The sequence below is a fragment of the Brevundimonas sp. LPMIX5 genome (genome assembly GCF_003576505.1).
Lineage (GTDB): Bacteria > Pseudomonadota > Alphaproteobacteria > Caulobacterales > Caulobacteraceae > Brevundimonas > Brevundimonas naejangsanensis.
Map to the genome: position 1 here is coordinate 46,826 of NZ_QWTZ01000010.1, position 19,908 is coordinate 66,733.

Sequence of the window (19,908 nt, forward strand, 5' to 3'; positions counted from 1 at the left end):
GCCTTTTTCTTTGCCTCCGCACCCTACCTGCCCGGCGAGGGAGAAGCAGCGCAGAGAAAGGCTTGGCGGCCCAAGGGGCCGCGGCGCCTCAATCCAGCTTGAGCGCCTCGGCCAGCAGACGCGCCTCGGCTGCGCGGCTGGAGCCTGCGCGCCAGGCGACCACGATCTCGCGGCGCGGAGCGTCTTCGGAGATCGGGCGCACCACCACGCCCGGACTGTCGGCCAGCCCCGCCTTCACCGCCATCTGCGGCAGGAAGCTGACGCCCAGTCCCGAGGACACCATCTGCACCAGCGTGTGCAGGGAGGTGGCGGCGAAGACGTCCTCGCCGCGTGGAGCCTCGATATTAACCGCCGCCAGGGCCTGATCGCGCAGGCAGTGTCCGTCTTCCAGCAGGATCAGGTCGTCGGCCTTCAGCATCCCCTCAGGGATCGGGCCCAGACCGTCCAGCGGGTGGCCAACCGGGGCCGCGGCCAGAATCTCGTCGTCGGCGATATGGGCGTGGTCGATCCCCGGCGCGTCGTAAGGCAGGGCGATGACGGCGGCGTCCAGTTGGCCCGCCTTCAGCCCGGCGATCAGGCGCGGCGTCAGGTCTTCGCGGATGAACAGGCGCAGGCCCGGATACAGGGCCTTCAGCCCCGGCAGGGTGCGCGGCAGCAGGAAGGGCGCCACTGTCGGGATGATCCCCAGCCGGAAACGGCCCGACAGGGGCTTGCCGGCGTTCTGGGCGGCCTCGACCAGATCCTCGGTGCGGGCCAGCACGTCCTCGGCCCGGCGCACGGCCTCGGCGCCGACGGCGGTCAGGATCACGGCCCCGCGCGCACGCTCGACCACAGGGGCGCCCAGCACGCGCTCCAGCTCCTGCACCCCCGAAGACAGGGCGGGCTGGCTGACGTGGGCGGCCTCGGCCGCGCGGCTGAACGAACCGTGCTCGGCCAGGAGTTTCAGATACTGTAGCTGACGCAGCGTAGGCAGGACGGACATGGGCGCCGTTGGAAAGCGGGAAGACAGCCCTATATATAGAACACTTTTATGAACTCGCCAAAAACAATCGATTGGCTTTATATCAAAGCGTCGAGCCTAATCCTGTCGAACGCTACGGAGGAGAGCCCATGACCACGGATCCCAAGTCCCCTGCCCTGACCCCGACTCAGGCCCCGACCCTCACCACGACGGCCGGCGCCCCGATCGCCGACAACCAGAACAGCCTGACGGCGGGCCCGCGCGGCCCGGTCCTGATGCAGGACTATCAGCTGATCGAGAAACTGGCGCACCAGAACCGCGAGCGCATTCCCGAGCGCGCCGTTCACGCCAAGGGCTGGGGCGCCTTCGGGACCCTGACCATCACCGGCGACATCTCGAAATACACCCGCGCCAGGGCGCTGCAGCCGGGCGCCGTAACGCCGATGCTGGCCCGCTTCTCGACCGTGGCGGGCGAGGCCGGGGCCGCCGACCATGAACGCGACGTGCGCGGCTTCTCACTGAAATTCTATACCGAGGAAGGCAATTGGGACCTGGTCGGCAACAACACCCCGGTCTTCTTCGTGCGCGACCCGCTGAAGTTCCCTGACTTCATCCACACCCAGAAGCGCCACCCGCGCACCAATCTGCGCAGCCCCACGGCCATGTGGGACTTCTGGTCGCAGAGCCCTGAGAGCCTGCACCAGGTCACCACCCTGTTCTCGGATCGCGGTCTGCCGATCACGCCAATGCACATGAACGGCTATGGCTCGCACACCTATTCTCTGTGGAACGAGGCGGGCGAACGGTTCTGGGTGAAATTCCACTTCAAGACCCAGCAGGGCCACGCCCACTACACCAACGCCCAGGCCGAGACCGTCGTGGGCCAGAGCCGCGAAGGCTATCAGGAGGCCCTGTTCGGCGCGATCGAGAACGGCCGATATCCGCGCTGGACCGTCCAGGTCCAGATCATGCCCGAGCTGGACGCCGAGAAGACGCCCTACAACCCCTTCGACCTGACCAAGGTCTGGCCGCACGGCGACTATCCGCCGATCGAGATCGGGGTGATGGAGCTGAACCGCAACGCCGAAAACTATTTCAACGAGATCGAACAGGCCGCCTTCAGCCCCTCCAACATCGTGCCCGGCATCGGCTTCTCGCCCGACAAGATGCTGCAGGCGCGGGTCTTCTCCTACGCCGACGCCCATCGCCACCGTCTGGGCACCCACTATGAAAGCCTGCCGGTGAACCGGCCGCGCAGTCCGGTGCACACCTACCACAAGGACGGGGCCATGCATTTCATGCCCAATAACCCCAACCCGGACGCCTATTACGAGCCCAACTCCTTCTCGGGCCCCAAGGAGGCGCCGCAGTACCGCGAGCCGCCGCTGCGCATCTCGGGCGACGCCGACCGCTATGATCACCGCGAGGGCAACGACGACTACAGCCAGCCGCGCGCCCTGTTCGAACTGTTCGACGCCGATCAGAAGGCCCGGCTGTTCGCCAACCTGGCCGCCGCCATGCAGGGTGTGCCGGACTTCATCCTGGAGCGTCAGTTCGCCCACTTCGATCGCGTCCACCCGGACTATGGCGCGGGCGTCCGCGCTGCGGTCGAAAAGGATCGCCGTCAGGCGGGCGAAGAACCGTCGGCCCTGCCCATGCACCTGAAAGTCGCCGCCCGACTTCAGGGGGCCGGATAAGCCCTGGCGGGCGTCGGCGATGGACATAAATCAAATCTATTCAACTTAGCAAAATGATCGATTTTACTTTACGTCCGGCAGAGCCCATCTGAGACCCACGGCGGGTCGCTCACCCCGATCCGCCGACCCCTTTCTTGAACCAAGCCTTTTAGGAGAAGCGCGATGCTCGGCGTCGGTCAAAAACTGCCTGATTTCAAAATTATCGGTGTGAAGCCGGGCTTCAACAGCCACGAAGAAAACGGCGCCTCGGCCTTCGAGCCGATCACCCAGGACAGCTTCGAGGGCAAGTGGAAGGTCATCTTCTTCTACCCGAAGGACTTCACCTTCGTCTGCCCGACGGAAATCGCCGCCTTCGCCAAGCTGGGCAAGGACTTCGAGGACCGCGACACCGTGGTTCTGGGCGGTTCGACCGACAATGAGTTCACCAAGCTGGCCTGGCGCCGCGACCATGCCGACCTAAACAAGCTGCCGATCTGGCAGTTCGCCGACAACGGCGGCAAGCTGGCTCGCGCCCTGGGCGTGCTGGACGAAGAAGAAGGCGTGGCCCTGCGCGCGACCTTCGTCGTCGACCCGCACAACATCGTCCAGCACGTCTACGTCACCAACCTGAACGTCGGCCGTTCGCCGGAAGACACCCTGCGTGTCGTCGACGCCCTGCAGACCGACGAACTGTGCGCCTGCAACCGTCCGGTCGGCGGCGACACCCTGGCCGCCTAAAGACTGGCCCAAAGGTCGAAAACGACCAGGCCCGGACCGCGTGAGTAGGGTCCGGGCCGCCCCTCGACAGAGGCGGCGGCGGGCGACTGTCGCCGCCTTTGTTGGTTTTTGGGCGCTATCGTCCTTCGGACTGCTTGAGCGCATTTGGAGCGCTATCGTCCGGACTGCTTGAGCGCCCTTCACGCCATTGCGGCTCAAGCAGCAAGCGACCGCGTCGCGCGCGATAGCCGCTTCCTGAAAGGAACCAAAAATGTCCATCGACGCCCTTCGCGATCTGATCCCGGCCTATGGCAAGGACATCTCGCTGAACCTGTCCTCGCTCGCCAATGAGACGGTGTTGAACGACCAGCAGAAGTGGGGCTGCTTCCTGGCCTCGGCTCACGCCATCGGCGTCGGCCCCGTGGTCAAGCTGATCGAGGCCCAGGCCGAGACGGTCCTGTCGCCCGAAGCGATGAACGCCGCCAAGGCCGCCGCCGCCATCATGGGCATGAACAACATCTACTACCGCTCGCTGCACCTGATGAAGAATCAGGAATACACCACCCTGCCGGCCAAGCTGCGGATGAACGTCATCGGCAATCCCGGCGTCGACAAGCTGGACTTCGAGCTATGGTCCACCGCCGTGTCGGCCATCAACGGCTGCGGCGCCTGCATGGACGCCCACGAAGGCGAACTGCGCAAGCACGCCGTGCCGAACGTCCAGATTCAGGCCGCCCTGCGCATCGGCGCCGTGGTCCACGCCGCCAGCCGGATCGTCGCCTCGGAGACGGCCCTGCGCGCCTGATCGCCAGTCCCCACCCCGATAAGGAAAAGGCGCGGATCGCTTCCCGCGCCTTTTTTCTTGTCCGCCCTCCCGCGAAACGCTCAGTCGGCCTCGGAGCCCTCTTCGACCAGCTCGCGCATCAGATCCACCACCAGCTTCTGCTGACGCGACGACAGGCGCGGCGCCAGACGCCCGATCTCGATCGTCTGACGCGTAGCGGGAAAGTCATGCACGAAGGGCTCGGCCTCGCCCTCGGCCATGCCCGGCTGGGCCGAGGCGGTCAGCCCTTCGAAGAAATAACCGATGTCCACACGGAAGAAGCGGGCGATGTCCCACAGCTTGGACGCCGAGATGCGGTTGGCGCCCTTTTCATACTTCTGCACCTGCTGGAAGGTGACGCCCAGCGCCTGGCCCAGATCGGTCTGATTATAGCCCAGGGCGATGCGCTTCTCGCACACGCGCCGCCCGACATGCCGGTCCACCAGATGAGGACCTTCCGTCCCCGAACCCCTGATCATCTCCAGCCCCTTCCCGGTTGCACTGGTATCCACATGCCGCGCGCCCCCTCCCCTGTCATGCGTTTTCGCGTCACAGGGGCGCCGTCGGGATCGCGCATCTTATCATGCTTAACGATCCGCTCCCGTATTTCCGGCGCGGCGACGGCCCGCCGTCAGCATGATCACCATCAGGATCGCAAACCCCAGATCGCCCCAGCGACCATAGAGGGTGGGCGGCGCGGGCTGCGGCAGACGCACGTCGATGATCCCCGCCTGACCAGGATCCAGCCGCCTGCCCTCGACGATCCGCCCCCACGGATCGATCATGGCCGACACGCCCGTCGGCGTCGCCCGCGCCACCGGCAGGCCTGTCTCCAGCGCCCGATAGGAGGCCAGGTTCAGGTGCTGGCGCGGACCCGAAGTCTTACCGAACCAGGCGTCGTTGGAGACGTTGACGATCCACGCCGGGCGCGTCGCCGCCGTCGCCGGGGTGAAGCCGGGATAGAGGGCCTCGTAACAGATCAACGGCTGCACGCTCGGCGCGTTGACCAGGCTGATCGGCGCGGGCGCCGGCCCGGCGCTGAAGTCGGCCGGCACATGCACCAGGCTGCGCACGCCGATCCGACCCATCAGATCGCCCAGCGGCAGATATTCGCCGAACGGCACCAGCCGGTGCTTGTCGTAGATCGGGCCGATGCGCAGCCCCGCCGCCCCTTCGTCGTGCAGGGCGAACAGGCTGTTGTAATAGCGGGCGCCGGTTTCAGCGCTCGGGTCCGCTTCAGCTCGGCTCAGCCCCGCCAGCAGAGTCTGCCCCGTCTGCAGAGCCGCCGCCACCGCCTGGGCGTCGGGCGAGGCGAACAGGTCGTTGGCCGTGGTCGGCAGGGCGCCCTCGGGCCAGATCACCACGTCGGGCAGAGCTTCCCCCGGGCGCGACGTCAGTTCCAGATAGCGCCCCAGAATGGCCTGATAGGCTTCCGGGCTCCACTTATAGTCCTGCGGAATATCGGCCTGAACCAGCCGCACCAGGGTCGGCGTCTCGACAACCTGCGCCGAGGACAGGCGCGCGGCCCCGAAGGCGAACAGACCGCCCAGCGTCAGCACGCCCAGCCCCGCCGCGATCAGGCGCGGACGACGCGGACCGGCGTCGGCCAAAGGCGCAAAAGCGCTGACCGCCGCCACTGTGATCAGACCCAGCCCATAGACCCCGGCGACCGAGGCGAACTGCGACATGGCCGACCCAGCCGCCCACCCCGCGCCCGCCGGGTTCCACGGAAAGCCGGTCAGCACATGACCGCGCGTCCACTCCAGCAGGGCGAACAGGGCGGCGAACAGCAGGACCCGCCGCACGCCGGCCGGGCGGAGCCAGCGATAGGCCAGCGTCGCCAGCCCCCAGAACAACCCCATGCCCGCCGGCAGCAGACTGGCCGCAAACGGCGCCATCCACGCCTGGGCCGGATTGACCAGAAAGGCCTCGGCCACCCACCAGCAGCCGATGAAGAAATAGGCGAAACCCGCCAGCCAGCCGACCCAGAAGCCGCCCTTCATCCCGCCCTTCACCCCGTTGGCCCGATCCGCCAGCAGCAACAGCAGCGGATAACCCAGCAGCCCCGGCAGGAAACCGAACGGCGGATGGACCAGGGCGGCGCCCGCCCCGGCCAGAAGCGCCAGACCGATCCGACCCCAGCGGTTGTTCAGCAGACCCGAGAACCGGGCGTCCAGCGCCCCGCTCACGCAGCGCCCTCATGCTCGGCCGCGCCATTCTCCGCAGCATAGGGGTCGGCGACGCCCAGTTCGGCCAGAATCTCGCGTTCCTCGGCCTCCATCTCCTCGGCCTCGGCGTCGTCCTCGTGGTCGCGGCCCAGCAGATGCAGCACGCCGTGGACGACCAGATGGCTCAGATGATCCGACAGGGATTTGCCCTGCGCCGTCGCCTCCGCCGCGCAATAGGCGTAGCCCAGCACCACGTCGCCCAGATGCGGAAAGGCGCTCTCGGCGGCCGGGAAGGACAGCACGTTCGTCGGCCGGTCCTTGTCGCGGAAACGCGCGTTCAGATCCTGCACCGCCGCGTCGGCGGCCAGCAGCACCACGACATCGCCCTCGACCGTTCCGAGGGCCGCCGCTGCGGCGCTTTCCACGATCGCCGCCGCCTCGGGCAAAGCCTGCGTCCAGCCCTCGCTGTCGATCTCGACCTCGATCATCAGGCGTCGTCCTCAAGGTCGGGGAAGGGACGGCTGCGTGCGGCGTCGCTGTCATAGGCGCGCACGATACGCTCGACCATGGCGTGGCGGACCACGTCCTCGGACTTGAACTGCTGGACGCCCACGCCCTCCACGTCCTTCAGGATCCGCAGGGCGTGGGCCAGGCCGGAATCGCGCGGGTTCAGCAGGTCAACCTGCGACGGGTCGCCCGTCACCACCATGCGCGCGCCCTCGCCCAGACGGGTCAGCACCATCTTCATCTGCATGCGCGAGGTGTTCTGCGCCTCATCGACGATGATGAAGGCGTGGCTGAGGGTGCGGCCGCGCATGAAGGCGATGGGGGCGGCTTCGATCTCGCCCTTCTCACGGCGGCGGCGCACGTCGTCGACGCCCAGGATATCGTTCAGCGACTCCCAGATCGGCGCCAGATAGGGGTCGACCTTCTCGTTCAGGTCGCCAGGCAGGAAGCCCAGCTTCTCGCCCGCCTCGACCGCCGGGCGGGTGATGACCAGCCGATCCACCTGCCCCCGTTTGAGCAGGGAGGCGCCGTAGGCCGCCGCCAGAAAGGTCTTGCCCGTGCCCGCCGGGCCGACCCCGAAGGTCAGTTCGCACCGGCCCAGCATCTCCAGATAACGCGCCTGAGACGCTGTCTTGGGCGCGATGGCGCCGCGACGCCCCACCGGCAGGGCGGCGCCTTCCGGCACGCTGCGCCCGACACTGCGGCTGGCCGGTTCGGCGCGCGGCTGGGTGACGGCGGCGCCCAGCGCGGTGCGCACGTCGGCCTCGGTGATCTCGGCCCCCGCTTCGGCCCGGTTGGATAGGGCCTCGATCACCCGGCGCGCCTGCGCCCGGTCCCGCGTAGAGCCGTTGATCGACACCCCGCCGCCCGGCGTCTCGACCAGAACCTTGAAGGCGTCCTCGATCAGGGCCAGGTGGCGGCTCTGCGGCCCGATGACGGCGCGCAACGCCGCATCGCTGAGGGACAGGAACTCGGACTCTCGCGCCATGAGGTCTCCTTGTTGGGCCCCCTAACGCCTCGCACGCGGCGCGAGGCTGTTTGAGGGGGATTGTGAGCATCCCTAACGCCGCTCGCGCCGCATGCGTTGAGAGATATCCGTCAGTTGGTCTGGATCAGGCGGCCGGACAGGCTGTTCTGCTGGCCGCTGATGATCTCGACCGGAACGCTCCGGCCGATCAGGTGATCCGCATCCTCGACGTGGACCGATTGCAGATAGGGCGAGCGGCCGATGGCCTGGGCGCCGTGACGGCCCTTCTTCTCGAACAGCACCGGCAGGACGCGCCCGGCCAGCGACTGGTTGAAGGCCACCTGCTGCTCGGTCAGCAGGGCCTGAAGGGCGTGCAGACGCGTTTTGGCCACGGCGTCCGGGACCTGGGCCGCCATCGTCGCGGCGGGGGTGCCGGGGCGCGGCGAATACATGAAGGAGAAGGCGCTAGCGTAGTTCACCCGCCGCACCAGATCCATGGTGTCCTCGAAGTCGCGGTCTGTCTCGCCGGGGAAGCCGACGATGAAGTCGCCCGACAGCGCCATGTCCGCCCGGGCCTCGCGAATGCGGTCGATCAGGTCGAAGTACTTCTGACGCCCGTGCTTGCGGTTCATCAGACGCAGGATGCGATCCGATCCCGACTGAACCGGCAGATGCAGATAGGGCATCAGGGCGTCCAGATCGCCATGCGCCGCGATCAGATCGTCCGACATGTCGTTAGGATGGCTGGTGGTATAGCGGATGCGCTCGATGCCGGGGATGTCGGCCAGGGCGTAGGCCAGCTTGGCCAGCGTAAAGGGCTTTCCGTCCGGCCCCTCGCCGTCATAGGCGTTGACGTTCTGGCCCAGCAGGGTGACTTCGCGCACGCCCCGGTCGGCCAGCGCCCGCGCTTCGTCCAGCACCGCCGCGACCGGCCGCGACCATTCGGCGCCGCGCGTATAGGGCACGACGCAGAAGGTGCAGAACTTGTCGCAGCCTTCCTGCACCGTCAGGAAGGCCGTCACCCCCTCGGTCCCGCGCGTCGCCGGAAGGGCGTCGAACTTCTCATTGGGGGCGAAGTCGGCGCCGATGCGCTCGCCCCGCGCCCGCGCCGTGCGGGTCAGCAGCTCCGGCAACTGGTGATAGGCCTGCGGCCCGACGACCAGATCGACCGCCGGCTGGCGCTTCATGATTTCCTCGCCCTCGGCCTGGGCGACGCAGCCGGCCACGGCGATGGTCATGCCGCCCTGCCCCGCCGCCGCCTTCTCATCCTTCATCTGTCGCAGCTTGCCGAGTTCGGAATAGACCTTCTCGGCCGCCTTCTCGCGGATGTGGCAGGTGTTCAGGATGACGAAGTCGGCGCCTTCCGGCGTGTCTGTCGGCGCATAGCCCAGCGGCCGCAGGACATCGGCCATGCGTTCGGAGTCATAGACGTTCATCTGGCACCCGTAGGTCTTGATGAACAGGCGCTTGGGCGCGGCCCCGCCTTCCGGCGCGCCGCCATCCTCCAGGACGGGCGTTTCGAGCGTATCGGTCATGCTCGGCTTATGATCGCCGAAACCGGCGACGGCAAGCGGGGACCCCGGTCAGGATCAGGCGGGATCAGTCTTCGACCTCGTCGCGCGGGCGGCGCTTGTAGATCAGGCCCTCGCGCTCGACCGGTTCGGCGCCGGGGATGACGTGACCGTACAGCTCCAGCTTGTGACCGACCAGCTCATAGCCCAGCTTGCGCGCGATCTCGGTCTTCAGGCGCTCGATCTCGGCGTCGAAGAATTCGATGACCTCGCCCGTCTTGGTGTCGATCAGGTGGTCGTGGTGATCCTCGCCCGCCTCTTCATAGCGGCTGCGACCGTCGCCGAAGTCGTGCTTCTCGACCACGCCCGCCTCTTCAAACAGGCGCACGGTGCGATAGACGGTGGCGATGGAGATGTGCGGGTCGATCGCCGAAGCGCGGCGATACAGTTCTTCCACATCGGGGTGGTCTTCGGCGTTCGACAGGACGCGGGCGATCACCCGACGTTGCTCAGTCATGCGCATGCCGCGCTCGGCGCAGAGTTTTTCGATCCGGTCCATGCGGCGAAGATAGGATGGACCGTCGCCTTATGGAAGCTACCCAGAGAAGTTCAGGACAAGCGTCAGGGCGTCCTCGCGACGGCCGTCCGTATGCGAATAATAGCCGCGCCTGCGGCCCATCTCGACGAAACCGCTTCGGGCGTACAGGGCGCGGGCGGCGACGTTGCCTTCAGCCACCTCCAGGAACATGCGCTCAGCCCCCAGAGCAGCGGCGCGCACCACCGCCGCCTCGACCAGACGCCTGCCCAGCCCCGCCCGCCGCGCCGTCGGTCGCACCGCCAGGGTCAGGATCTCCGCCTCATCGACCACGACGCGGACGAGGATGAAACCTTCGGCCTCAGCCACTGCAAAAACGCCCGGCGAGGCCAGAAGCTCGGCCAGCGCCGCAGAGTCCCACGGCGTCTCAAACGCCTCAGCGTGGATGATCGCCAGATGGACGGGATCGACCGGCGGAAAAATCGGAGCCTCGCTCACGCGGCGGGTTGGCGTGGCTGGCCCGGCAAGCGGCTGGGCGGCGTAGCGTCGGGCGCGCGCAGATACAGGGGCGCCGGCGGCGAGGTCGCCGGATCGGCGGCCATCGTCAGGCGCGCCAGCGCTTCGGGATTTGGCGCGGCCAGCGGTTCAAGCCCGGCCCCGGCCAGTTCTGGAAAGGTCTCGGCCAGAAGCGTCGCCCCGCTGCCGACCAGAAGGACACCGCCCAGAACGGCGCTCCCCTGACCGGCCTCGGCCAGAATGCGGTCGCGCGCCGTCTCCAGCGGCCAGGCCTCGGCCTCGCCCAGAGGCGCCCCGTCGCGGAACAGCCGCCCATAGACCTGGCCCCGACGGGCGTCGATCACGGCGGCGACCAGACCCGGCGCCGCAACCGAGGCGGCCAGGCCGTCCAGCGTCGAGATCCCGACCACCGGCCGACCCAGCGCCGCGCCCAACCCGAGGGCGAAGGCCAGCCCGACCCTCAGGCCCGTGAAGGAGCCCGGCCCCACCGTCACTCCGATCCGGTCCACGCCGTCGAAACCGCCCGCCTCGGCCGCCGCATCGCGCGCCAATCCGCCCAGCCGCTCCTGATGGCCCTTGGTCATCAGCTCCCGGCGCAGGCCCAGACCGCGCACCGCGCCGCTCGCCGCATCGTCCGCGAACACCCCGGCGACGCAGGCGCCCAGCGCCGTATCAATGACCATGACCTTCATGATCCTGTCCCTAACGCCAAACCGGCGCCGATGCGACCGCTCAGCGTCTTGCGTCCGTCAGGCCGCCGCCATCGCCTGGGCTACACGGGTCAAGGCCCGTCGCGCGGCGACATCGGGAATACGGGCGAAAGCCTCGGCCAGGCCTCGCCCCTCTGCGCTGATCAGCACTGGGTGCAGGATGGCGCCTTCCCCCTCGACGCTCGAACGCGCGGGAAAGAAATCGGCCACCGAACATCCCATGGCGACGGCCGCCTGATGCAGGCGGGAAGCGGAGACGCGATTGGCCCCGGTTTCATATTTCTGGACCTGTTGGAAACTGACGCCCAGTTCCCGCCCGAGAACCGATTGCGACCAGCCCAGGGCCGACCGGCGCGCGGCGATCCGCAGGCCGACGGCCTGGTCGATATGATGACTGCGACGCGACATGACCCCTCCGATTTCAACCAGAGAGTTTCACGATCAAGCCCTCATTACAACTATTTTGTTTCACTCATCATCAAGACGGCTGGTGACCGCGGACATTGACTGGATGCGCGAGCGCGCGATCCGTTCCGACTGATCCAGCGCGCCAGCGCCGAGGACGACCACCTCCGCATCATCGGCCCGGTCATAGAGGCGAACCTTCCGCACCCCGTCTTCCATCTGGATGACGCAGCCCTGCCCCCGACGCGGCCAGCGCCCCAGCACATATTCCAACACCGTGCCTGCCGAGGCCCAGGGCGCCAGTTCATCGGTCTCAAGCCGCAAGCGCCGGGCCTGAGCGGGGACGTCTTCGAAGGCGCGGCCGCGCGCCGAAAGCCCTTGCGGCGCGGCGACTTCAGGAGAGGATTCTGGGCGGCGCGGCTGCCTGGACACGGCTGGATCGTCCTGCGATTGCAGCACCAGCGCCTCGGGCGTCGCGTCCAGGGCGCCGGTCAGACGTCGCTGAACATCGGGACGAAACAGACCGGGACGCTTGCCCGCCTCATAGAGGCCCCAGCCCTGGCCGGTCATGCCGATCCGGGCGCCGGCTTCGGCCTGGCTCAGCCCGCAGTCGCGCCGCAGCGCCGCCAGCGCCTCGCCCAGAACCCGCGCCTCGCCCAGAGCCCGCGCCTCGGATGTCTCGCCTGAACCTGCCATCGCGCCATCATGCCCCGCCGACCCGCCGGGCGCGAGCGTTTCATGTGAAACAGATCGGCGAAGGCGTCAGATGACCTGTTCGACGCTGGTCACTTCGGGAACATAGTGGCGCATCATCTGCTCGACCCCGGCCTTCAGCGTCGCTGAGGAGGACGGGCAGCCGGCGCAGGCGCCGCGCATCCGCAGGCGCAACACCCCGGTCTCTTCGTCAAAGTGGTCGAACAGGATGTCGCCGCCGTCCTGGGCCACGGCCGGGCGGATGCGGGTGTCCAGCAACCCCTTGATCTCGGCCACGATCTCGCTGTCGGGCGCTCCATCTTCCGGCGCCGCTTCCGCCCCCGCCCGCATCAGCGGCGCGCCCGAGACGAAGTGATCCATCACCACCGACAGGATCGGCGCCTTCATCGCCGTCCAATCCGGCCCGTCCGCCGCGCGCGTGACCGAAACATAGTCGGCGCCGAAGAAGACGCCCTCGACGCCTTCCAGCTCGAACAAAGCCTCGGCCAGGGGCGAGGCCGCCGCCTCGTCGATGCTGCGGTATTCCAGCGTCTGTTCGCCCGCGACATCGCGGCCGGGCAGGAACTTCAGGGCGTTCGGATTGGGGGTGGCTTCGGTCTGGATGAACATGACCCGCAGATGCGCCCTGTCGCGCACGGGTTCAAGAGGCCGGCCGGGCCGTGCTCGTGCACTTTCATGCCCAAATGCGCTTTCATACAAGGTCACGCTTGCGCTTCGTCGACGGCGCCCTCACCGTGGCGGCCATCTCCGGTCGCTCCCGGCCGGCGAGTTCTTAGTCTGACGGGCGCCGCGCCCGTCGCCTGCCGGAGCCCCCGACATGTCCCGCCTGACCCTCGCCGCCGCCGCTGCGGCCCTGGCCGTCTGCGCCGCCCCCGCCGTCGTCGCTGCTCAGGACGCCGCTCCCGCCGCGCCCGCCGCCCAGCCCGCCCCCTCGCCCGAGGAAGCCGCCTTCGAGGCCAAGGGCGAAGCTTTCAACGCTGAGGCTGAGCGCATGAAGGCCGAACTGGACGCCGTGATCGAGGACCCGGCTCTGGATCCCGCCGCCAAGCAGACGCGCGCCGACGCCATCATCACGCGCTATGAGCCGACCTTCAACGCCTTCGCCGACGAACTGGCCGCCTTCTTCCGCACCTTCGCCGAGAAGCCCGAGAACGCCGAGAACAAGGACCAGATCCTGGCCGCCGCCGAGGCCGCCCCGGCCCAGATCCGCGCCGTTCCGGCCCAGATCCGTCAGGCCGTGGCCCAGGCCGTGACCGCCCCGGCCGCCCCCGACGCCCAGGACTGATCAAACGGGAGAGAGGGCGCCCTTCCCGGCGCCTTACCGCGATTTCACTTGAGCGCGCGCGCCCTTCGGCGGACCCTGCCGACATCCGCTGAAGGAGCCTCGTCATGGTCCGCGCCCTCTCTCTTGTTCCCCTGTCTCTGGCCCCCCTGTCCCTGGCCGCCGCCCTGGCCCTGCTGCCGGTCTCGACCGCCGTGGCCGAGACGCAGAAGACCTCAGCCGAACTGCGCCTTGAATCCGCTGCCGCCGTCTTCGAACAGAAGATGGAGGAGTTCGGCGCAAGGGCGGAACGCATCCAGGCCGACGACAGCCTGAGCGAAACCCAGAAGGGCCTGCGCATCGCCGCCCTCTGGTCGGACTATCAGCCGCACGTGGCCGACTTCACCGCCGAGGCGACGCGCCAGGCCGGACAGATCGCCCAGGCCGCCCTGGCCGAAATCGACATCGAAGCCATCGTACGCGAGGCGACCGCCGGGATCGCGCCGATGGTCGAGAGCGTGTCGACCAACGGCGCCTGGGCTCAGGCCGACCCCGACCACATGGTCACCTATGGTCTGATCGCCCAGTACGGCATGGACCAGGCCCTGGATGCGATGGACGAGGTCGAAGCCGCCCTGGCTGTCCCGCCCTCGCCGCCCGTCCCGCCGATTCCCTCTGAAACCTGATCCGATGACCGCGACGGCTTGACGCAGCGCCCGGCGCGCTCGAAAGGGCCTCATGGCCGCGCTTCCTGTCGATCCGCATCTGTATCTGGCTTTTGTCGGCGTCATGGCCGTGATGGCGGTGACGCCCGGCCCCGCCAACATCTTCGCCGTCGCCACGGGCATGGAGAAGGGCAAGGCCGCCGCCCTGACCGCTGTCGTGGGCATGAACTCGGCCACCCTGGTCTGGTTCGGCGCCGCCGCCCTGGGCCTGGGCGCCCTGGTGATGGCCTTCCCCCAGGTCTTCCGCGTCATCGCCGTCCTGGGCGCCCTCTATGTCGCCTGGCTGGGCGTAAAGGCCCTGCGCGGCGCCTTCGCCACCGCCGCCGAGCCTTCGCACATCGAGGTCAAGCGCGGGCGCAGCGCCCTGATCGACGGCTTCATGGTTCAGATCGCCAATCCCAAGGCCATCCTCTTCTTCACCGCCGTCCTGCCGCCCTTCCTGGACATCAACCGCCCGCTGACGCCCCAGTTGGCCCTGTTCGCCGTCACCACCATCGGCATGGACGGCCTGTCGATGTGCGGCTACGGCCTGGGCGGGGCGGCGCTGGCGCGACAGATGACCGCGCCGCGTTTCCGCAAAGGCTTCGGCATAGTCGTCGGATGTCTTCTGCTGCTGGCCGCCGTCCTGATCGTCTCACGTCTGTGAAGCGCGATTTGGAACTTGGCCGTTCACCCGTCGTTCAGACCGAAGAGCGTTCACTGAACGCTCAAGGAGAGTTTTCCATGATCAAGCTTCGCAAGACCCCGGTGCTGATCGCCCTGGCGGGCGCGCTCGCCCTCAGCGCATGCGCCACGGCCACCCCTTATCAGCCCGCCGGCGTGAACGGCCAGCGCGGCGGCTACGCCGAGCAGCGCCTGGAGGCCAACCGCTACGCCGTCAGCTTTTCGGGCAATTCCGTCACCTCGCGTGATCAGGTCGAGATGTCCCTGCTGCTGCGCTCGGCCGAACTGACGGTCGAAAACGGCTATGACTGGTTCGCCACCGTCACCCGCGCCACCGACCGCGACACGCGCTTCTACACGACGCCGGACCCCTTCTACTACGATCGCTACGGCCCCTACTGGGGTCCGTCCTGGCGCTTCTACCAGCGCGGCTACTGGAGCACCTGGGACCCCTACTGGGGGCGGGACCGCGACATCCGCCAGGTCGACCGCTATGAGGCCACGGCCGAAATCGTCATGGGGCGTGGTCCCAAGCCCGCCGGCGACATGAACGCCTTCGACGCCCGCGAGGTCATCAACAACCTCGGCCCGCGCGTGATGCGGCCTGGGTCTTAAGTAGGCCGCTAACGCTCGCGACGCGGTCGCTCGCTGCTTGAGCGACGAGAGGCCCTGAAACGACAACGCCCGCTTCCGGCGACGGAGGCGGGCGTTTCTGCGTCAGCCGACGCGGGGGTTCTTCAGGCGGCGCTTGTTGGAGTGGGTGGCCGGCGCCGTGCCCAGGGCCTCCGGCACCTCGCCCTTGAAGTAGAAGCGCTGCCACGCCTCCTTGGCCGCGTCGGGATCGCCCGAAGCCAGACGAGTGTTGAAATCCGTCCGCGACCGGTTCCAGGCGTCGAACTGCCCCTTCATGCCGGGGTTGGACTCCAGCGAGCGGATCACCGGCTCGAACTGCTCCACCTTGCGGTGTTCGACCGGCAGGATGAAGCAGAAGGGCTCGCCCTTCTCGAACTTCACCCGTCCCGGCCGCGTGAAGATCCAGTTCATGGTGAAGGGAAACGGCAGCCAGTCCGTCTCGATCAGGCCGCTCAGCGGCTGGATGCCGTCCTTGACGTGGTTGGGCGAGCCCTGCGCGATCAGGCCCCAGCCCGGCGGCGTGCGGAACAGATACTGCGGGTGCATCGTCAGCACCCCGCGCGAGAAGTGCGAGCTGACGAAGTGGTCCATCTCCGGCTGATGCCGGTCGGGCGTGATGGTGATGTCGTTCTGCGACGGCCCGCCGTTCCACTCGGCGGTGAAGCCGAACGGGCACAGGATCTCCCAGCCCGTGGTGTTGGCCATCGTCAGAGGCAGACAGCGATAGGGGTGTCGACTGGCGAAGGCGTCCATCCAGTTGCGCGACTGGCGGCCCGGCACCAGGTCGCACGGACGCGCATTCATCGGATAGCATTCCAGTTCCAAGACGCGGCTCCCCAAGCTTGACGAATGAAGTGACGACCCTGAGGGTCGCCCCACTCCCCTATCGCCCTCGCCGCCCGCCCGACAAGACCGAGATGACCGCCAACACCGACCTCGCCGCGCAAACCCCGACTTCGCCCGCCCCCGAACCCGCCTACGATCGCGCCCGCCTGCTGGCCTGGATGGCCGAGCACGGGATCGCGCAGACCACCCACGACCACCCCGCCGTCTTCCGCGTCGAGGAAGGACTGGAGTTGAAGGCCGCCCTGCCCGGCGTCCACACCAAGAACCTGTTCCTCAAGGACAAGAAGGGCCGCCTGTGGCTGATCTCGGCCGCTCAGGACACGGTCATCGACCTGAAGCGGGCGCACCGCGCCATGGGCTCGGACCGCCTTTCCTTCGGCAATGAGACCCTGTTGTGGGAGACGCTGGGCGTGCGCCCCGGCTCGGTCACGGCGCTGGGTCTGATCAACGACCTGGACCGCCGCGTGACCTTCGTGCTGGACCAGCGCCTGTGGGAGGCCGACGTGGTCAACTTCCACCCCCTGGCCAACACCGCCACCACCGCCCTGAGCCAGAACGACTTCCGCAAGGTGCTGGCGCTGCTGGAGCGGCAGCCGATTGTCGTGGACTTCGACGCGCTGGACTGAAGCCAGCGCCTTCTATATGAACCATATACATATCGTATATGGAGAAGCCCCCATGGGCATCGTCAACATCGAGGACGAACTGCACGAACAGCTGCGCCGCGCCAGTCGCGTCTCGTGCCGCTCGATCAACGCCCAGGCCGCCTTCTGGATCAGGATCGGCATGTTGGGCGAACTGAACCCCGGCCTGTCCTTTCAGGAACTGGCCGCGCGCGAGCTGAAGGCGGCGGGCGTCGCCGCCCCCGACCAGACGACGGATCAGGCCGCCGCATGACCAAGACCCCGGCCGAGATCGAACTGATGGCCGAATCCGGGCGCCTGCTGGCCTCGGTCTTCACCTGGCTGGACGGCCTGCCGCTGGCGGGCATGAACACGCTGGAGATCAATGACCGGGTCGAGGCCTTCATCACCCACGACCTGGCCGCCCGTCCCGCCAGCAAGGGTCAGTACGGCTATGGCTTCGTGCTGAATGTCTCGCCCAATCAGGTCGTCTGCCACGGCGTGCCGTCGCGCGACGACGTGCTGAAGGACGGCGACATCGTCAATCTGGACATCACCCTGGAAAAGAACGGCTTCATCGCCGACTCCAGCAAGACCTATCTGATCGGTCAGGTCGCCGGTCCCGCCCGACGTCTGGTCGAGACGACCTATCAGGCCATGTGGAAGGGCATCCGCGCCGTGCGTCCCGGCGCGACCCTGGGCGACGTCGGCTACGCCATCGAGCGGCACGCGACGCGGCGCGGCTATTCCATCGTGCGCGACTTCTGCGGCCACGGCATCGGCCGCGAGATGCACGAGGCGCCTCAGGTGCTGCACTTCGGCCGCCCCGGCGCCGGCCTGACCCTGCGCGAAGGCATGGTCTTCACCATAGAGCCCATGCTGAACCAGGGGCGCCGCACCATCCGCACCGAGGATGACGGCTGGACCGTGGTCACAGCCGACGGCAAGCTGTCGGCCCAGTTCGAGCACACCGTCGCCGTCACCCGCGACGGCGTCCGCGTCCTGACTCTTCGCCCCGACGAGCGACGTCTGAACGCCTAGCCAGCGCTCGACACGGAAAGCTCTGTTTCCGCACTATTTCTCGGGAGCGGCGAAGCGTAAGATCAACGTTCGATCACACGCCGCATGCAAGGCGGTTCCATCGCGTCAGGCCCTGGAAGGGGACGGTGCATGAGACTGTTCTGGAAAGCCTTCGCCGTGGGCGGCGCCGGTCTGGTGTTGGCCGGGCCGATGACCGCCCTTCCATCGTCGGACGCCGCAATGATGCTACGCCCCAAAGGCCTTTTCGGCGGCGTCTGCGGGGAAGGCCGGGGCGGCGGCGGCCTGACCCGCAGCCTGCTGGTCGCCTCGGCCGTAGCGGCGCCCGCCAGCCAGACGCAACCCATCCCCCTTTATCCCGACCTGACCGCCTCGCCGTTCAGGGCGACCACCGACGACGCCGAGGCGCAACGCTATTTCAGCCAGGGGCTGACCCTGGCCTACGGCTTCAGTCACGCCGGGGCCGTGCGCTCCTTCCGCGAGGCGCAAGGCCGCGATCCCGACTGCGCCGCCTGCTGGTGGGGCGAGGCGATGGCGTTAGGCCCCAACATCAATGCGCCGATGGATGAGCGCGACCGGGAGGCGGCGCTCAGGGCCTTGAACCACGCCCTGGCCCTGCGCGACCGGGCCTCACCGCGCGAACAGGTGCTGATCGAGGCGCTGGCGCTGCGCTATTCGAACGATCCGGCGGCCGATCGCGCCACGCTCGACGCCGCATACGCCGACGCCATGCTGGCCGCCGCCGCCCGCTTCGCCGCCGATGACGACATCGCCGTCCTGGCCGCCGAGGCGGCGATGGACACCACGCGGTGGAACTATTGGGCGGCGGACCAGCGCACCCCCGTCGGCCGCATCGGCGAGGCGATCCGCCTGATCGAGACGGTGCTGGCGCGCGCCCCCGATCACCCGCAGGCGGCCCACCTCTACATCCACCTGATGGAGGCCGCCGATCCCGCGCGCGCCGAGGCGGCGGCCGACCGCATGGCCGTTTCCCGCCCCGCCAGCGCCGGCCACCTGGTGCATATGCCCGGCCACATCTACGTCCGGCGCGGCCGTTACGCCGACTCCATCCGCCTGAACGTCGCGGCGGCGCGGGCGGATGAAGCCTTCATCCGCGACACGGGCGACGAGAGCCTGGTCCGCTACGGCTATTATCCGCACAACATCCACTTCATCGTCGCCTCGGCCCAGATGGCCGGCGACATGGACACGGCCCTGAGCGAGGCGCGGCGTCTGCGCACCGTGCTGGACCCTGACACTTCGGCCCGCATCGCCTGGGTGCAGTTGATCGACGCCGCACCCTATCAGGCCCTGGCCCAGTTCGCCGGACCGCGCGCTATCCTGGCCGCGCCTGAAGCCGACGCCCGCCTGCCCTACGCCGTCGCCATGCGCCACTACGCCCGCGCCGTCGCCTATGCCCGGCTAAGGGACCAGCGTGGCTTCGACCGCGAACTGTCGCAGTTGGCCGCCCTGCGATCCTCCGACGCCTTCGCCGACATGGTGGAACAAGGCGTCCCGGCGCCCGAACTGCTGACCCTGGCCGAGGCCGTGGCGCGAGGCCGCATGGCGATGGCGCGCGGCCGTCCGGCCGAGGCGGCCGGCCACTATCGCCGCGCCGCCGATCTGGAAGCCGCCCTGCCCTATACGGAACCGGCCTACTGGTATTATCCGGTGCTTCAGTCGCTGGGCGCCGCCCTGTATCAGGCCGGTCGTCCGGATCAAGCCGCCGAGGCCTTCCGCCTCGCCCTGGCCCAGACCCCGAACAACGGCTGGGCCCTCTACGGCCTGGCCCGCGCCGAAGCCGCCCAGGGCCGCGCCGCCGAAGCCGCCGCCGCCGATCAGGCGCTGAAGACCGCCTGGCTGGGCGACGCCCGCTGGCTGAGAATGGACCGGTTGTAGATCCTCTTCC

At 68.2% G+C, this 19,908-nt stretch carries 24 protein-coding genes; 11 read left to right on the forward strand and 13 right to left on the reverse strand.

Annotation, left to right across the window (positions count from 1 at the left end):
• Positions 1-88 precede the first annotated feature (88 nt).
• Complete coding sequence (locus tag D1604_RS09870) at positions 89-982, reverse strand: hydrogen peroxide-inducible genes activator (RefSeq protein ID WP_119413146.1); 894 nt, start codon at positions 980-982, stop codon at positions 89-91.
• Between the two features lie 128 nt (positions 983-1,110).
• Here D1604_RS09870 and D1604_RS09875 point away from each other — a divergent pair, with 128 nt between their 5' ends.
• From D1604_RS09875 to D1604_RS09885, 3 genes are all read left to right on the forward strand, one after another.
• Positions 1,111-2,658 carry a catalase gene (locus D1604_RS09875; protein ID WP_119413147.1) on the forward strand — a complete coding sequence of 516 codons (1,548 nt, stop codon included), beginning with the start codon at positions 1,111-1,113 and terminating at the stop codon, positions 2,656-2,658.
• Positions 2,659-2,820: 162 nt separating this feature from the next.
• Positions 2,821-3,375, forward strand: coding sequence for a peroxiredoxin (locus tag D1604_RS09880; RefSeq protein ID WP_024354400.1), 555 nt, complete (start codon positions 2,821-2,823; stop codon positions 3,373-3,375).
• A 250-nt stretch (positions 3,376-3,625) separates the two neighbouring features.
• Entirely contained in the window at positions 3,626-4,159 is a 534-nt protein-coding gene (locus D1604_RS09885; RefSeq protein ID WP_024354399.1) for a carboxymuconolactone decarboxylase family protein, read from the forward strand.
• A gap of 80 nt (positions 4,160-4,239) precedes the next feature.
• Here the strand turns inward: D1604_RS09885 and D1604_RS09890 are convergent, their stop codons facing one another.
• From D1604_RS09890 to D1604_RS09940, 11 genes are all read right to left on the reverse strand, one after another.
• A complete protein-coding gene (locus D1604_RS09890; protein WP_024354398.1) occupies positions 4,240-4,656 on the reverse strand; it encodes a helix-turn-helix domain-containing protein in 417 nt (138 codons plus the stop codon).
• A 108-nt stretch (positions 4,657-4,764) separates the two neighbouring features.
• Complete coding sequence (lnt, locus tag D1604_RS09895) at positions 4,765-6,366, reverse strand: apolipoprotein N-acyltransferase (protein ID WP_119413148.1); 1,602 nt, start codon at positions 6,364-6,366, stop codon at positions 4,765-4,767.
• Positions 6,363-6,833 (reverse strand): rRNA maturation RNase YbeY, encoded by a 471-nt coding sequence (gene ybeY, locus D1604_RS09900; RefSeq protein WP_119413149.1) that lies wholly within the window; start codon positions 6,831-6,833, stop codon positions 6,363-6,365. The genes lnt and ybeY overlap by 4 nt, the downstream gene beginning before the upstream one ends.
• On the reverse strand, positions 6,833-7,840 hold the full coding sequence (locus D1604_RS09905) for a PhoH family protein (protein ID WP_024354395.1): 1,008 nt from the start codon (positions 7,838-7,840) through the stop codon (positions 6,833-6,835). The genes ybeY and D1604_RS09905 overlap by 1 nt, the downstream gene beginning before the upstream one ends.
• Positions 7,841-7,950: 110 nt before the next feature.
• On the reverse strand, positions 7,951-9,354 hold the full coding sequence (gene miaB, locus D1604_RS09910; protein ID WP_119413150.1) for a tRNA (N6-isopentenyl adenosine(37)-C2)-methylthiotransferase MiaB: 1,404 nt from the start codon (positions 9,352-9,354) through the stop codon (positions 7,951-7,953).
• Between the two features lie 64 nt (positions 9,355-9,418).
• Positions 9,419-9,889, reverse strand: a complete 471-nt coding sequence (locus tag D1604_RS09915) for a Fur family transcriptional regulator (RefSeq protein WP_003167517.1) — start codon at positions 9,887-9,889, stop codon at positions 9,419-9,421.
• 36 nt (positions 9,890-9,925) lie between these two features.
• Positions 9,926-10,363 carry a ribosomal protein S18-alanine N-acetyltransferase gene (gene rimI / locus D1604_RS09920; RefSeq protein WP_024354393.1) on the reverse strand — a complete coding sequence of 146 codons (438 nt, stop codon included), beginning with the start codon at positions 10,361-10,363 and terminating at the stop codon, positions 9,926-9,928.
• On the reverse strand, positions 10,360-11,073 hold the full coding sequence (tsaB, locus tag D1604_RS09925) for a tRNA (adenosine(37)-N6)-threonylcarbamoyltransferase complex dimerization subunit type 1 TsaB (RefSeq protein ID WP_119413151.1): 714 nt from the start codon (positions 11,071-11,073) through the stop codon (positions 10,360-10,362). Before tsaB ends, rimI begins: the two co-directional genes overlap by 4 nt.
• A gap of 57 nt (positions 11,074-11,130) precedes the next feature.
• Positions 11,131-11,499 carry a helix-turn-helix domain-containing protein gene (locus tag D1604_RS09930; RefSeq protein ID WP_119413152.1) on the reverse strand — a complete coding sequence of 123 codons (369 nt, stop codon included), beginning with the start codon at positions 11,497-11,499 and terminating at the stop codon, positions 11,131-11,133.
• Between the two features lie 60 nt (positions 11,500-11,559).
• A complete protein-coding gene (locus D1604_RS09935) occupies positions 11,560-12,192 on the reverse strand; it encodes a helix-turn-helix domain-containing protein (RefSeq protein WP_233552030.1) in 633 nt (210 codons plus the stop codon).
• Between the two features lie 66 nt (positions 12,193-12,258).
• A complete protein-coding gene (locus tag D1604_RS09940; RefSeq protein ID WP_024354389.1) occupies positions 12,259-12,819 on the reverse strand; it encodes a NifU family protein in 561 nt (186 codons plus the stop codon).
• A gap of 208 nt (positions 12,820-13,027) precedes the next feature.
• Between D1604_RS09940 and D1604_RS09945 the strand changes: the two genes are divergently transcribed.
• The 4 genes from D1604_RS09945 to D1604_RS09960 all read left to right on the forward strand — a co-directional run bounded on the left by D1604_RS09945 (position 13,028) and on the right by D1604_RS09960 (position 15,474).
• On the forward strand, positions 13,028-13,495 hold the full coding sequence (locus D1604_RS09945) for a hypothetical protein (protein ID WP_024354388.1): 468 nt from the start codon (positions 13,028-13,030) through the stop codon (positions 13,493-13,495).
• Positions 13,496-13,599: 104 nt separating this feature from the next.
• Complete coding sequence (locus D1604_RS09950; RefSeq protein ID WP_119413153.1) at positions 13,600-14,157, forward strand: hypothetical protein; 558 nt, start codon at positions 13,600-13,602, stop codon at positions 14,155-14,157.
• A 52-nt stretch (positions 14,158-14,209) separates the two neighbouring features.
• Positions 14,210-14,842: a LysE family translocator gene (locus D1604_RS09955; protein ID WP_119413154.1), complete on the forward strand. Its 633-nt coding sequence runs from the start codon at positions 14,210-14,212 to the stop codon at positions 14,840-14,842.
• A 77-nt stretch (positions 14,843-14,919) separates the two neighbouring features.
• On the forward strand, positions 14,920-15,474 hold the full coding sequence (locus D1604_RS09960; RefSeq protein WP_119413155.1) for a CC0125/CC1285 family lipoprotein: 555 nt from the start codon (positions 14,920-14,922) through the stop codon (positions 15,472-15,474).
• Positions 15,475-15,576: 102 nt separating this feature from the next.
• On the opposite strand, the gene D1604_RS09965 is transcribed toward D1604_RS09960, so the two are convergent.
• On the reverse strand, positions 15,577-16,317 hold the full coding sequence (locus D1604_RS09965) for a DUF6065 family protein (RefSeq protein WP_119413156.1): 741 nt from the start codon (positions 16,315-16,317) through the stop codon (positions 15,577-15,579).
• Positions 16,318-16,409: 92 nt separating this feature from the next.
• Between D1604_RS09965 and D1604_RS09970 the strand changes: the two genes are divergently transcribed.
• From D1604_RS09970 to D1604_RS09985, 4 genes are all read left to right on the forward strand, one after another.
• Complete coding sequence (locus D1604_RS09970) at positions 16,410-16,964, forward strand: prolyl-tRNA synthetase associated domain-containing protein (RefSeq protein ID WP_119413157.1); 555 nt, start codon at positions 16,410-16,412, stop codon at positions 16,962-16,964.
• Between the two features lie 52 nt (positions 16,965-17,016).
• Entirely contained in the window at positions 17,017-17,235 is a 219-nt protein-coding gene (locus tag D1604_RS09975) for a ParD-like family protein (RefSeq protein WP_119413158.1), read from the forward strand.
• A complete protein-coding gene (map, locus tag D1604_RS09980; RefSeq protein WP_119413159.1) occupies positions 17,232-18,002 on the forward strand; it encodes a type I methionyl aminopeptidase in 771 nt (256 codons plus the stop codon). Before D1604_RS09975 ends, map begins: the two co-directional genes overlap by 4 nt.
• A 129-nt stretch (positions 18,003-18,131) precedes the next feature.
• Positions 18,132-19,898, forward strand: a complete 1,767-nt coding sequence (locus D1604_RS09985) for a tetratricopeptide repeat protein (protein WP_119413160.1) — start codon at positions 18,132-18,134, stop codon at positions 19,896-19,898.
• Positions 19,899-19,908: the final 10 nt, after the last annotated feature.